This is a genomic window from Chromobacterium paludis (assembly GCF_008275125.1).
GTDB lineage: Bacteria > Pseudomonadota > Gammaproteobacteria > Burkholderiales > Chromobacteriaceae > Chromobacterium > Chromobacterium paludis.
Genome location: NZ_CP043473.1, coordinates 3,393,057 through 3,406,234, shown reverse-complemented (window position 1 = coordinate 3,406,234; position 13,178 = coordinate 3,393,057). Strand labels below are relative to the sequence as shown.

14 protein-coding genes are annotated in these 13,178 nt (G+C 64.4%); 10 read left to right on the top strand and 4 right to left on the bottom strand.

The genetic code is table 11. From position 1 onward, the window contains the following. The first annotated feature begins 82 nt into the window (after positions 1–82). From FYK34_RS16120 to holA, 6 genes are all read left to right on the top strand, one after another. Positions 83–544 carry an EVE domain-containing protein gene (locus tag FYK34_RS16120; protein ID WP_149298157.1) on the top strand — a complete coding sequence of 154 codons (462 nt, stop codon included), beginning with the start codon at positions 83–85 and terminating at the stop codon, positions 542–544. A gap of 4 nt (positions 545–548) precedes the next feature. Beyond that, entirely contained in the window at positions 549–1,574 is a 1,026-nt protein-coding gene (locus FYK34_RS16115; protein ID WP_149298155.1) for a hypothetical protein, read from the top strand. 67 nt (positions 1,575–1,641) lie between these two features. Next, the gene (locus FYK34_RS16110; RefSeq protein ID WP_149298153.1) at positions 1,642–2,445 is read left to right on the top strand and encodes a sulfite exporter TauE/SafE family protein; all 804 of its coding nucleotides are present in this window, start codon (positions 1,642–1,644) and stop codon (positions 2,443–2,445) included. A gap of 121 nt (positions 2,446–2,566) precedes the next feature. After that, positions 2,567–5,185, top strand: coding sequence for a leucine--tRNA ligase (gene leuS, locus FYK34_RS16105; protein ID WP_149298151.1), 2,619 nt, complete (start codon positions 2,567–2,569; stop codon positions 5,183–5,185). 84 nt (positions 5,186–5,269) lie between these two features. Continuing rightward, complete coding sequence (locus FYK34_RS16100; RefSeq protein ID WP_149298149.1) at positions 5,270–5,824, top strand: LPS-assembly lipoprotein LptE; 555 nt, start codon at positions 5,270–5,272, stop codon at positions 5,822–5,824. Next, a complete protein-coding gene (gene holA / locus FYK34_RS16095) occupies positions 5,805–6,809 on the top strand; it encodes a DNA polymerase III subunit delta (protein WP_149298147.1) in 1,005 nt (334 codons plus the stop codon). Before FYK34_RS16100 ends, holA begins: the two co-directional genes overlap by 20 nt. 44 nt (positions 6,810–6,853) lie before the next feature. Here the strand turns inward: holA and FYK34_RS16090 are convergent, their stop codons facing one another. Further along, the gene (locus FYK34_RS16090; RefSeq protein ID WP_149298145.1) at positions 6,854–8,029 is read right to left on the bottom strand and encodes an MFS transporter; all 1,176 of its coding nucleotides are present in this window, start codon (positions 8,027–8,029) and stop codon (positions 6,854–6,856) included. A 139-nt stretch (positions 8,030–8,168) separates the two neighbouring features. On the opposite strand from FYK34_RS16090, the gene FYK34_RS16085 reads away from it, so the two are divergent. Next, complete coding sequence (locus FYK34_RS16085) at positions 8,169–9,146, top strand: LysR family transcriptional regulator (protein ID WP_149298143.1); 978 nt, start codon at positions 8,169–8,171, stop codon at positions 9,144–9,146. A 90-nt stretch (positions 9,147–9,236) separates the two neighbouring features. On the opposite strand, the gene FYK34_RS16080 is transcribed toward FYK34_RS16085, so the two are convergent. After that, positions 9,237–10,262 carry an IS30 family transposase gene (locus FYK34_RS16080; protein WP_149297409.1) on the bottom strand — a complete coding sequence of 342 codons (1,026 nt, stop codon included), beginning with the start codon at positions 10,260–10,262 and terminating at the stop codon, positions 9,237–9,239. Between the two features lie 26 nt (positions 10,263–10,288). On the opposite strand from FYK34_RS16080, the gene FYK34_RS16075 reads away from it, so the two are divergent. The 3 genes from FYK34_RS16075 to FYK34_RS20960 all read left to right on the top strand — a co-directional run bounded on the left by FYK34_RS16075 (position 10,289) and on the right by FYK34_RS20960 (position 12,179). Further along, complete coding sequence (locus FYK34_RS16075) at positions 10,289–10,684, top strand: hypothetical protein (RefSeq protein ID WP_174774528.1); 396 nt, start codon at positions 10,289–10,291, stop codon at positions 10,682–10,684. A 211-nt stretch (positions 10,685–10,895) separates the two neighbouring features. Next, the gene (locus FYK34_RS20965) at positions 10,896–11,600 is read left to right on the top strand and encodes an MFS transporter (protein ID WP_231137292.1); all 705 of its coding nucleotides are present in this window, start codon (positions 10,896–10,898) and stop codon (positions 11,598–11,600) included. Between the two features lie 33 nt (positions 11,601–11,633). Further along, positions 11,634–12,179: an MFS transporter gene (locus FYK34_RS20960; protein ID WP_231137291.1), complete on the top strand. Its 546-nt coding sequence runs from the start codon at positions 11,634–11,636 to the stop codon at positions 12,177–12,179. Positions 12,180–12,205: 26 nt separating this feature from the next. Here FYK34_RS20960 and rlmH read toward each other — a convergent pair whose 3' ends face one another. Then, positions 12,206–12,676 (bottom strand): 23S rRNA (pseudouridine(1915)-N(3))-methyltransferase RlmH, encoded by a 471-nt coding sequence (rlmH, locus tag FYK34_RS16065; protein ID WP_149298141.1) that lies wholly within the window; start codon positions 12,674–12,676, stop codon positions 12,206–12,208. A 63-nt stretch (positions 12,677–12,739) separates the two neighbouring features. After that, positions 12,740–13,108, bottom strand: a complete 369-nt coding sequence (gene rsfS / locus FYK34_RS16060; RefSeq protein ID WP_149298139.1) for a ribosome silencing factor — start codon at positions 13,106–13,108, stop codon at positions 12,740–12,742. Positions 13,109–13,178: the final 70 nt, after the last annotated feature.

Genomic DNA, 13,178 nt, shown 5'->3' with positions numbered 1-13,178 from the left:
CGAAACCAGCATACGAGCCAATCTTTCCAGTAAGATTGAGCAAGTTTTTCCCTTCATCCCTTGCGATTAACAGATATTGCCCATGCGCTACTGGCTGATGAAGTCCGAACCGGACGAAACCTCGATTGATCACCTGGCGGCCCATCCCGAGCGGTTTTTCGAATGGACAGGCGTGCGCAATTACCAGGCGCGCAATTTCATGCGCGACGAGATGCGGCCCGGCGATCCGGTGCTGTTTTGGCACTCGTCCTGCCCGGAGCCGGGCATCGCCGGCCTGGCGGAAGTGGCGGCGCCGGCGCACCCCGACTCCAGCCAGTTCGATCCCGCCAGCCCCTATCACGACCCGAAGTCCGATCCGGCCAATCCGCGCTGGCAGTGCGTGGACGTGCGCTTCGTCAAAAAGACGCGGCTGCTGTCCCCGGCCGAGCTGCGGCAGCACCCGCCGCTGGAGGGCATGACCGTGCTCAAGCGCGGCAACCGGCTGTCCATCACGCCGGTGACGGAGCTGGAGTGGGCCTATCTGATGGATCTGCTGGGGACCTAGGCGGATGAGGGGCGAGGTCAAGAGGCGCCTGGCGCTGTGCGCCTATGGTAATGCCTTCCTGGCTGATCGGCTGGGTATGGGGGAATGGTACCAGCATGGCTTGTTCTGCGATGTGGCCATGCAATTCCGCATGGCCGCATCGAGACAACTGATAGCCGGCGATTTCGTGCAGTGGCTGCTCTGGCTGCGGCGGCGCGGCGCACTTGGGCTGCATCTTGTTTTGGCGGATGAAATAGGCCGCTACTTGACGCCGGTCCCGGTTGACTGTGATGGCGGCATCGTCGTTCGCTTTCCTGAAGGGAACGAACTGTGGGCCGGCTATCCGGAGGCATCCACCATCAATATGGGTGGCAACGAATCAAGCCGCGCCGCATGGGTGGCGGGGCTGGATTGCCATTGGAGCCATGGAAGGCTGGGAAAAGAGATCGTCTTGGCCGAGCCTGACTGGCGTGCATGGCGACGTGAGGCTCGAGAGCAGCTGGGTGGCGGCATGGGCGCAGATGCCTGGCCAGTCTGCGATAGCAACCCCCGCATGCCGGGGAATACTGGCGGATGGGGCGAATGGCAGCGTTTGCCATTGGCGCCGTTCACCGATGGCAATGCGACCGGATACTTGCTGCTGCGTGAGCTGGACTCGCTCGACTCCTGGCATGATAACTACACCCACCCGAAGAATGATGCGAGTCTTTATTGGAGCCTGGATGAGGCGGAGCGTGAGCGGCTCGAGGCTTGGCATCGGCAGTTGCAGGACTGGCAGGCCAAGGTCGCGGCTGCATTGACCCATGTTGATGCTGGCGAGCATGCCCACCTCACATGGGGAGAGCAAGCATCGATGCCCGAGACGGATTTTCATCGGCTCGAGCATCCGCCGCATGAGGTGGCCAAGGGGGGACGCATCATGGCAGTACTGATTCTGCTTGGTTTGCTGGCGTTGGCTATCGTTGGCGCTTATGCGGTATGGAACTACCCAGCTAATACGTTGGCAGTGCTGACCGCACTGTGCCTCGTTTGGCGCTGGGCAAGACGTTGATGCCGTGGGGGCTTTCCGCTGGAGTTCAGGCATGATGAAATGAAGATCGGATAAAGCGGGAGTGAGCATGTTGTCGTGGGAACTTTGGGCCGCCTTGCTCGCCTGCGGCGCCGTCGCCGGCTTCATGGCTGGACTATTGGGCGTGGGCGGCGGGCTGATCATCGTGCCGGTGCTGGGCGGGGTGCTGGCTGCGGCGGGGCTGGGCGGCGAGCACGCGCAGCATCTGGCCGTGGGCACCTCGTTGGCGGTGATGGTGTTCACCAGCGCCTCCAGCGTGCGGGCTCATCACAAGAAGGGCGCGGTGGACTGGCGCGTCGTGCGCGGCATGGCGCCGGCCATGGTGCTGGGCACCTTGGCAGGCAGCTTGCTGGCGGGCTGGATTCCGGGCCGCGCGCTGGCCTGGTTTTTCGTGATCTATGCCTACGCGGTGGCGGCGCAGATGCTGATAGGCAAGCAGCCTAAGGCCGGGCGCGAGATGCCGGGGCGGGTCGGGCAGGGCGCGGCCGGCAGCGTCATCGGCATGATTTCCAGCTGGGTGGGCATCGGCGGCGGCTCGATGAGCGTGCCCTTCATGGCCTGGTGCAATGTGCCGGTGCACACCGCCATCGGCACCAGCGCGGCGCTGGGTTGGCCCATCGCCATTTCCGGCGCGGCGGGCTATTTGATCAGCGGCTGGCATGCCGCAGGCCTGCCTTGGGGCAGCGCCGGTTTTGTTTACCTGCCGGCCATGCTGGCCTTGATGCTGATGACGGTGCTGCTGGCGCCGCTGGGCGCGCGGGCCGCGCACCGATTACCGGTGCCGCGCTTGAAAAAGGCGTTTGCCGTGTTGATGGCGGTGATGGCCTGCGAGATGTTGTGGCGGCTGCTGTGAACGCCTTGTTTTTGTACGGAAATCGGACATCCTGTCCGTTTGCCGGCCTGCCCTTTTTCCTGCTTTTGTCGATATAATCGAGCCATTCGACTCGAATTCCACTGAATAAAAGACTCCGGACATGCAAGAACACTACTCCCCGCGCGAGCTGGAAGCCGCCGCGCAGCAGAAATGGCTGAAAACCGCCGCCTTCAAGGCCGTTGAAGACGCTTCGCGTCCCAAGTACTACGCGCTGTCGATGTTCCCGTATCCGTCCGGCAAGCTGCACATGGGCCACGTGCGCAACTACACCATCACCGACGTGCTGGCCCGCTTCAAGCGCCTGCAGGGCTTCAACGTGCTGCAACCGATGGGTTGGGACGCCTTCGGCCTGCCGGCCGAGAACGCGGCGATGAAGAACGGCGGCGCGCCGGCGGCGTGGACTTACGCCAACATCGAATACATGAAAACGCAGCTGGACAGCCTGGGCTTCGCCCTGGACTGGGAACGCGAGCTGGCCACCTGCAAGCCGGACTATTACCGCTGGGAGCAGTGGCTGTTCACCCGCCTGTTTGAAAAGGGCGTGATCTACAAGAAGAACGGCGTGGTCAACTGGGACCCGGTGGACCAGACCGTGCTGGCCAACGAGCAAGTGGTGGACGGCCGCGGCTGGCGCTCCGGCGCGCTGGTGGAAAAGCGCGAAATCCCGATGTACTACTTCCGCATCACCGACTACGCCGAGCAGCTGCTGGCGGACCTGGACCAGCTGGACGGCTGGCCGGAGCAGGTCAAAACCATGCAGCGCAACTGGATAGGCAAGAGCTACGGCTCCGACGTGGTGTTCCCGTATGACGAGGCCAGCATCGGCCACGCGGGCGAGCTGAAGGTTTACACCACCCGCCCGGACACGCTGATGGGCGCCACCTATGTCGCCGTCGCCGCTGAACACCCGCTGGCCACCCAGGCCGCGGCCGGCAATGCCGAGCTGCAGGCCTTCATCGCCGAGTGCAAGTCCGGCTCCGTGGCCGAGGCCGACGTGGCCAAAATGGAAAAGAAGGGCATGCCGACCGGCCTGTTCGTGATCCACCCGCTGACCGGCGAACGCTTGCCGGTATGGGTGGCCAACTATGTGCTGTGGGGCTACGGCGAAGGCGCGGTGATGGCCGTGCCGGCGCACGACGAGCGCGACTTCGAGTTCGCCAACAAATACCAGCTGCCGATCAAGCAGGTGATTACGCTGGCGTCCGGCGACGCCGAATACGACGCCGCCAACTGGCAGGAATGGTACGGCGCCAAGGATGACAGCGTGAAGACGGTCAACTCGGGCAAGTACGACGGCCTGGGTTATCAAGCCGCCTTCGACGCCATCATTGGCGACCTGCAGGCCAAAAACCAGGGCCAGAAGAAGACCCAGTACCGCCTGCGCGACTGGGGCATCAGCCGCCAGCGCTACTGGGGCTGCCCGATCCCCATCATCCACTGCGCCAGCTGCGGCGATGTGCCGGTGCCGGAAAAAGACCTGCCGGTGACGTTGCCGGAAAACGTGCACCCGGACGGCGCCGGCAGCCCGCTGGCCAAGATGCCGGAATTCTACGAAACCAGCTGCCCGAAGTGCGGCGGCGCGGCCAAGCGCGAAACCGACACCATGGACACCTTCGTGGAGTCCAGCTGGTACTACGCCCGCTACGCTAGCCCGAAGTGCGACACCGCGATGGTGGACAAGAAGGCCGCCGACTACTGGCTGCAAGTCGACCAATACGTGGGCGGCATCGAACACGCCATCCTGCACCTCTTGTACGCGCGCTTCTTCCACAAGCTGATGCGCGACGAAGGCCTGGTGTCGTCGGATGAGCCGTTCAAGAGCCTGCTGACCCAGGGCATGGTGGTGTGCGAAACCTTCTATCGCGACCTGCCCAACGGCGCCAAGGACTGGATCGCTCCGCAGGACGTGGACCTTACGCGCGACGCCAAGGGCAAGATCGTGGCGGCCACGCACCGCGCGGACGGCCTGCCGGTGGTGGTGGGCGGCATCGAGAAGATGTCCAAGTCCAAGAACAACGGCGTGGACCCGCAGGAGTTCATCGAGAAATACGGCGCCGACACCGCGCGCCTGTTCATGATGTTCGCCGCGCCGCCGGAGCAGAGCCTGGAATGGTCCGACGCCGGCGTGGAGGGCGCGTTCCGCTTCCTCAAGCGTCTGTGGAAGAGCGCGCGCGAACATGTCGAAGCCGGCGTGGTGGTGCCGTACAGCGCGGGCGAGCTGAACGCCAGCCAGAAGGAGCTGCGCTTCAAGCTGCACAGCACCATCCAGAAAGTGGCCGACGACTACGGCCGCCGCCAGCAATTCAACACCGCCATCGCCGCGGTGATGGAGCTCTTGAACGCCTACGACAAGGCCGACACCTCGGGCGAGACCGGTCGCGCCGTGGCGCAGGAAGTGTTGGAAGCCGTGACGCTGCTGCTGTCGCCCATCGTGCCCCACGTTTGCGACGGCATCTGGAGCGAGCTGAAGCCGGGCACCGAGCTGCTGGCCCAGGCCTGGCCCAACGTGGACGAAGCCGCGCTGGTGAAGAGCGAGATCGAGCTGATGGTGCAAGTGGCGGGCAAGCTGCGCGGCAGCGTGACCGTGGCCGCGGACGCCTCCAAGGACGCGATCGAAGCCGCCGCGCTGGCGCACGAAAACGTGATCAAGTTCATGGAAGGCAAGCCGGCCAAGAAGATCATCGTGGTGCCGGGCCGCCTGGTGAACATCGTCGTTTAATCCTATCCTGACGCGCGGCGCGGGGCGGCATGGCTGTCCCGCGCCGTTTTGGCTTGGCGGCGGGTCCGCCCTGGGGGAAATACCATGAAACATACGCTGCGATACGCGCTGCTGGCCGTCTTCGCCTTGCTGCTCACGGCCTGCGGCTTCCATTTGCGCGGCCTGGGCGCGTCGATCAAACCGTTGCCGTTCTCCACCGTTTACCTGGACGCGGGCGGCAAGGGCCTGGAGTCTGACCTGCGCACCGTGCTGATGCGCCAGCCCAAGCTGGCCGTGCTGGAGCAGGCCAAGGGCGCGCAGGCGGTGCTGAGCGTGGTGAGCGAGAACCAGTCCAAGGACATTCTCACCATCAACACCGGCGGCCGCATCAACGAGTACCAGCTGACCTACACCGCCACGGTCAGGCTGGTGTTGAACGGCGTGCCGGTGGAGCCGGACATGACGGCGACGGTGCGCCGCAGCATGAACTACTCGGATAATCAGGTGCTGGGCAAGCAGCAGGAGGAAGACCTGTTGTGGGCTGACGCCCGCCGCGACGCGGCCGAGCAGATCGTGCGCCGTCTGGCGTATCTGAAAGTCCCGGCCGCCGGACCGGCCGGCGCGCAGAGCGTGAAGCCCGATGCCGTCCCTCAGCCCTGACGCGCTGAGCGCGGCGCTGGGCAAGGGCCTGGCGCCGCTGTATCTGGTGCATGGCGAGGAGGCCCTGTTGGCGCTGGAGGCTGCCGACGCCGTGCGCCGCGCCGCGCAGGCGGCCGGCTACCAGGAACGCGAGGTGCTGACGGTGGAGGCCGGTTTCGACTGGTCGCAGCTCACGGACTCCATGTCCAGCGTGTCGCTGTTCGCCTCGCTGAAACTGCTGGAAATCCGCATTCCCGGCGGCAAGCCGGGCACGGAAGGCGCGGAGGCCTTGCAGCGCCTGGCCGCCCAGCCGCCGCAGGACACCCTCACCCTGATCACGCTGCCCAAGCTGGACAAGGCGCAGCAGCAGAGCAAGTGGTTCACCGCGCTGGACAAGGCGGCGCAAGTGGTGGAGGCGCGGCCGGTCAGCCGCGGCGAGCTGCCGGCCTGGATCAACCGTCGACTGAAGGCGCAAGGCCAGCAGCTGGGGCCGGAGGCGCTGGCGTTCTTCGTCGACCGGGTGGAGGGCAATCTGTTGGCCGCGCGCCAGGAGGTGGACAAGCTGGCGCTGCTCTACCCCAAGGGCGAGCTGAGCCTGGCCGACTTGCAGGCCGCGGTGGCGAATGTGGCGCGCTTCGACGTGTTCCAGCTGTCCGAATCCTGGCTGGCCGGCGACACGCCGCGCCTGACGCGGATGTTGGACGGGCTGATGGCCGAGGGCGAAGCGCCGGTGCTGGTGTTGTGGTCCTTGGCGGAGGATGTGCGCATGCTGCTGAAGCTGCGCCAAGGCCTGAAAGACGGCCGCCAGCCGCGGGATATGGCGCGCGAGCTGAGGCTGTGGGGTGAGAAGCAGAAGCTGGCGGAGCCGGCGCTGCGCCGCATCGGCCCGCGCAAACTGATGGACGCTTTGTCCGAATGCGCGCGCATCGACCGCCAGATCAAGGGCGTGGAGCCGGGCGAGCCCTGGCAGACCATGCGGGCGCTGGCCACCCGGCTGGCCGCCTGAGCCGATGTCCATCATCAAGACGGGCCGCAGATGCGGCCCGTTTTTTACGCACTGGCGAGGCGCATGCCTCGAGCGGCGCGAGCATGCAGTACTCCAAGCGTAGCCAGCAAGGTCAAGGCCGCCAGCGCCGCGGCGAGTAGGCTGAGCCGCGCCAACGACCCGCCTTGATCCAGCAGCCAGCCGGCCAGCCAGGCCCCCAGCGCGTTGCTCAGATTGAAGGCGCCGACATTGAAGGTGGAGGCGCGGGCGGCGGCCGGCCCCGCCAGACGGATGACCAGCGCCTGCAACAACATGCACAAGGCAAACGCCATGCTTCCCCATGTCGCCATCAGCAGCAGGGCCAGGCCTAGCCACTCGGCGAGCAGATAAAAGCCGAGCAGGCTGGCGCATAGCAGCAGCAACGTCAGTACCAGGCCGCGGCTCAGGTTCCAGTCGGTCAAGCGGCCGCCCAGCCAACCCCCCAACACCAAACCCATTCCGCACAACAGCAAGACCGGGCTGGCGTATGCCTGCGGCAAGCCGCTGATCTGGTTCAACACGGGCAGCAGATAGGTGAAAAAGGCAAACATGCTGCTGGCGGCGAGCACACTGCATAACAGCGCGAACCAAACCACGCCCGGCAAACGCGGTGGTTTGGCAGCGCTTGCCGGGCTGCCGGACTGTGCCGGGACCTGCCAGCCAATCAGCAACAGCGTGACGATGCCGAGCGCCATCACCGCGGCGAAGGACGCGCGCCAGCGGCTGACTTGACCAATCAGCGTGCCGGCCGGCACCCCCAGCACATTGGCCAGCGTCATACCGGAAAACATCAGCGCCATCGCCCGCCCGGCCATGCCGGGCGGAGCCAGCCGCGCCGCCATCACCGCGGCCGTGCCGATGAAGCTGGCGTGGCAAAACGCGGTCAGCACCCGCGCCAGCAATAAAGGCATCAGGCTGGGCGCGAGCAGGCAGGCGAGATTGCCGGCGACGAAAATCGACATCAAGCCCATCAGCGCGCGTTTTTTCTCCAAACGGGCGATGAGACCGGCCAATACCGGTCCACTCGCCACGACGCCCAAAGCATAGGCCGATACCAGATAGCCGGCGCGCGACTTAGGGATGTGCAGATCGCCCGCCATGATGGGCAGCAGACCCATGATGATGAATTCGGTGGTGCCGATGGCAAAGGCGGCGACGGCCAGCGTCAACAGAGCGGGGCTAAGTAAGCGGGGGGAAGACATGGCGAGTCCTATCAATGATGGGATGCGCTAGCCTAAACGCCGCATGACGCAGGAAACAGGTGGCCAGCCCTCCAGACTGCCCGGAGCCATTTGTCATGAATGGCGCTACACTGCCCGCAATGGAAAGGAGGACGCGGTGTTGGCTTCATTGAGTGATTTATCGGTTTTCATCGCGGTGGCGGAGCAAGGCAGCTTTGTCGGCGCGGGAAGGCTGCTGGGGGTTTCCGCGTCCGCGGTGGGTAAGCGCATCAGCCGCTTGGAAGGGGAAATGGGCATGCGCTTATTGCAGCGCAGCACTCGCGCGCTGGCCCTGACTGCGGAAGGAGAAACGGTATTGCGCCGCGGCCGGAGCATGCTGGCCGAGGCTGAAGCGATGCGCGCGGAGCTGGAGCGCGCCAGCCGCCTGCCGGGAGGCGTATTGCGGCTCAGCCTGCCGCCTATCGGCGGCGTGCTGATCGAGCCTCTGGCGGCGTTCCAGCTGCGCTACCCCGATATCGCGTTGGAGCTGGATTACAGCGAGCGCAATGTCGACCTGATCGAGGAGGGCTTCGATGCGGTGATCCGGGTTGGCGAGGAGGATGACAGTAAGCTGCGCAGCCTGTCGCTGCCGGGGTTTCGCCGGCTGATCGTGGCCGCGCCGAGCTATCTGGCGCGCTATGGCCGCCCTGATCGTCCCGAGCAGTTGGCGCAACATCGGCTGATCCATTACCGCTCGCCCAATAGCGGCAAACTGGAAAGCTGGCCCTTGGTCGGTGAGGATCTGCCGCGCGCGCTGGTGTGCAACAGTGTGCACGCGCGGCTGGATTTCGCCGTGCAGGGGCAGGGCATCGCCTGCCTGCCGGATGTTTCCATCCGCCGCGAGCTGGACGACGGCAGCCTGCGGCCCATATTGAACAGTGAAAACGGCGAGCGCATCGCGCTGCGGCTGCTGTGGCCGTCGTCGCGCGGCTTGTCGGCTAGGCTGGAGGCGTTTTTGGGCTTTATGCGCGGAGTGTTCGCGGCGGATGGATCGGATCGGCGGGATGAGGGTGGCGTCGCACGGCGAAATGAGCGGGTCGCGCTTGGGCATCTTGATCAACAGCAAGGGAGCGGGCATGAGCGAGCTGCTGATTTTTGAGACCGAACATTGGGAGGCGAGCCATAGGCGAGATGCCCGTTATCCAGGCTATTTAATACTCGGCGGTTTCAAGAACCAAGTGCAACAGGGTTAATGTTTAACAGCCTGTCGTGATTCAATCACAGCGTCCAAGTGTTCAGCAAACACCTCGATCGGCATCTTGAAACCCAGCACTGCGCGAGGCCGGGTGTTGAGCCGGTGCGCTATCGCATCCAGCTCTTCCTGGCTATGAACCGACAAGTCTGTTCCCTTGGGCAAATACTCTCGGATCAAGCCGTTGGCGTTTTCATTGCTGCCACGCTGCCAGGGGCTGTGCGGATCGGCGAAGTAGACTTGAATGCCGGTCCGCGCCGTCAGCTCTTTGTGCCGGCTCATCTCTTTGCCTTGGTCGTAGGTTAGCGTTTTGCGCAAGGCGGGCTCCGGTATTCGATTCAGCATCTGAGTTAATGCCTCCAACGCAGATGCCGCGCTCGCATCCGGCATTTTGGCCAACAGCACCAGCCGGCTGCTGCGCTCCACCAGCGTTGCCACTGCCGAGCGATTGCCAGCCCCTTTGATCAAGTCCGCCTCCCAATGGCCTGGGATCAACCGATCTTCAGCCTCGGGCGGACGCTCATGAATGCTGACCATATCAGGCAGCTTGCCGCGTCTATCCTCGCCTTGACTGCGCTTGCGCCGGCCATCCTGGCCCTGGCGGAGGCAGCGAATCAGTTCTTTGCGCAGCTCGCCGCGAGGCATGGCGTAAATGGCGGCATAGATGGTTTCGTGTGACACGTGGTAGGCAGGATCTTCAGGATAATGTTCACGCAGTCTGCCCTGGATCTGTTGCGGAGACCAGCCTTGGCGCAGGAGTTCAGCCACCAGCAGGAAGGCGGCGTTGTGCGGCAGGAGCTTGCGAGAACGCCGAGGGAGGCGCTGTCGCTGCCTAGCTTGACGACCGGCGGCGGCGGCGTCGTAAGCGGTGGGATTGATCGAATTACGACGAATCTCGCGGCTGATGGAGCTGGGCGCGCGCCGCAGCAGCCTAGCGATCTGGCGGAGGCTTTGACCTTGTGCGGCCATCTGCATGATGCAGGCGCGCTCTTCAGCGCAAAGTTGTTGGTAATGTGAGGCCATGGCAACACCTTATCAGGGTGTTGCACTTGGAGTTTGAGACCGCCCTCTCTTCCAAGGAGCGGGTCGCCGAGTTGCATGAGCTGAGCGCGGCGGCATTGCAAGAATTGGGCGGCGCGCTTAAAACAGCCGAAACGCTGCTGCGGCGGGCCTATCGTCCTTACAAGGTTATTTTTTGCAAACTCGGCTTTTCAAGGGGCTGTAGCTGTCATTTTCATGTCGCGCCCATTACGCAGAGCCTGCTTGAGAAAATCTCCGCCCATCCAGGCTATGCCAATGAGCCCGATGGAAACGATGCCATGCTGTTTCTCAGCCGGGTGTATTGCGAAAAAGCTTTAACGGACGCCGAGCGCGCGGCAATGACATCCACGGTGCAAAGCCTGAGAGCCATCTTCTCGGAAAGGCCTGACGATAGGGCGGGCTGAGCTTGCGGCAGCGATGCGATAGACGGCGAAGCGCTGTTGCGGTCGGGCAGCGTTTTGAGCGGCAGGGATTCGAAATCCGCTCCCGCCAGCCGGTCGAGTGTGGGTAAGTTTCAAAATCGCCGCCAGGCTGTGGATAAGCGGCGCAGGCGTGTCGTCGCGCCCGACTTGTTGCTAGTCTGAGAGCAATGGTTTTTCGCTAACGGGATATCGTATGAACGGTTTGCGCGACTGGACCGGCGGACGGTTTCACTATGCCTGGATCGCCGTCGGCGTCACTTTCCTGGTGATGCTGGCCACTGCGGCCATTCGCGCCGCGCCCAGCGTGATGATGGTGCCGCTGGAGCAAGAGTTCGGCTGGAGCCGCGCCGCCATCTCTTTGGCTTTGTCGATCAATCTGGCCTTGTTCGGCCTGATGGGGCCTTTCGCCGCCGCCGCGATGCTGCGTTTCGGCCTCAGGCGCACCGTGCTGTGCGCCTTGGCGTTGCTGGCCGGCAGCGTGGCCTTGTCCAGCCTGATGCGCAGCAATTGGCAGCTGCAGCTGCTGTGGGGCGTGATGGTCGGCTGCGCCACCGGCGCCACGGCGATGACGCTGGGCGCCTCGGTGGTGAACCGCTGGTTCGTCCGGCATCGCGGTTTGGCCATGGGTTTGCTGACGGCCAGTTCCGCCACCGGCCAGCTGGTGTTCCTGCCGCTGATGGCTTGGTTGACCGGACAGCATGGCTGGCGCGGCGCGGTATGGCTGATCGCCGGCTGCATCGTCTGCGTGTGGCCGCTGGTATGGCTGTTGTTGCCGGAACGGCCGGCCAGCTTGGGTTTGCGGCCGCTGGGCGAGCCGGTCGACGCGCCGCCGCCGGCCGCGATGCATCACAACCCCATCGTTATCGCCTTCGGCGCGTTGAAAACCGCCAGCCGCTAAGGCGACTTCTGGCTGCTGTTCGCCAGCTTTTTCGTGTGCGGCGCCAGCACCAACGGCTATATCGGCACCCACTTCATCGCCATGTGCGGCGACTACGGCCTGACGCCGGTACGCGGCGCCGGCCTGCTGGCGGCGATGGGCATGTTCGACCTAGTGGGCACCACCTTGTCGGGCTGGCTGTCCGACCGCTTCGCGCCGCAAGCGCTGCTATGCGTGTATTACGGCCTGCGCGGGCTGGCTCTGCTTTATCTGCCGCATGCCTTCGGGCTGGAGTATTTCTATGGCCTGCCTTTGTTCACGCTGTTTTACGGCCTGGACTGGGTGGCGACGGTGCCGCCCACGGTGAAGCTGACTACCGGGGTGTTCGGCAGCGAGCAGGCGCCGGTGGTGTTTGGCTGGATCGTCGCGGGCCACCAACTGGGTGGGGCCTTCGCCGCGCTGGGCGCCGGCATGCTGCGCAACAGCCTGGGCAGCTATACCGTGGCGACGATGATTTCCGGCGGCTTGTGCCTGGTTGCCGCGGTGCTGGTGTTGCGTATTGGTCGCTGGCGTGCCATCGCCGCGCCGGGACGCGCCTGACGACGGCAAGCTGCAAGCAGGGTGGCCTACTCGCGGTGATACGGGTGGTTGTTGAGTATCGAGTAGGCGCGGTAGATCTGTTCGGCCAGCATCACGCGCACCATGCCGTGCGGCAAGGTCATCGCGGATAACTGCAGCAGTACGTCGGCGCGCTGCTTCAACTCCTGCGACAGGCCGTCGGCGCCGCCGATGATGAAGACCACGTCGTCGCCGCCGGCCATCCAGTCTTTCAGGCCTTCGGCCAGCTTGACCGAAGTCCAGTTTTTGCCGCGTTCGTCCATCACCACCAGCCGCGCGCGCGGCGGGATGGCGGCGATCAGCCGCTCGTGTTCGGCGGCGATGCCCTTCTCGGCGGTGACGCCGCCGCCGCGTTTCTCCGGCTTGATTTCTTTCAGTTCCAGCGTGATGTCGCGGCCGAAGCGTTTGGCGTAGTCGGAATAGGCCTCGTCGACCCAGCGCGGCATCTTGGTGCCGACGGCGAGTATGGTGATCTTCATGGGGAGCGGGGGAGGGAAGAAAAACAAAGGGCGGGCTTGGCGCCCGCCCATTCGGTCAGCCGATTAGACGGCAGACCACGGCTTGCCGTGGCCCGCGGCGAAGCTGGGCTTCTGGCCGCCCCACAGCGCCTCGATGTCGTAGTAGTCGCGCACGGCGGGCAGCATCACGTGCACCACCACGTCGCCGGCGTCCACCAGCACCCACTCGCCGCTTTCGTGGCCTTCGCTGCCGACGATGTCCACGCCGGCTTCCTTCAGTTTCACTTGCACGCTGTTGGCCAGCGCCTTCACCTGGCGGTTGGAGTCGCCGGTGGCGACGATCATGCGCTGGAACAGCGAGGTGAGATTGCTGGTATCCAGCTCGATGATGTCCTTGCCCTTGACGTCTTCCAGGGCTTCCACTGCCAGTTTGCTGATTTCTTGGATTTCCATGATTCCTTTTCCTGTGCCGGTACTTAGCAGGCGCAGGAGCCGGCAAGAGGTACCAATAAAGAGCGGGTAA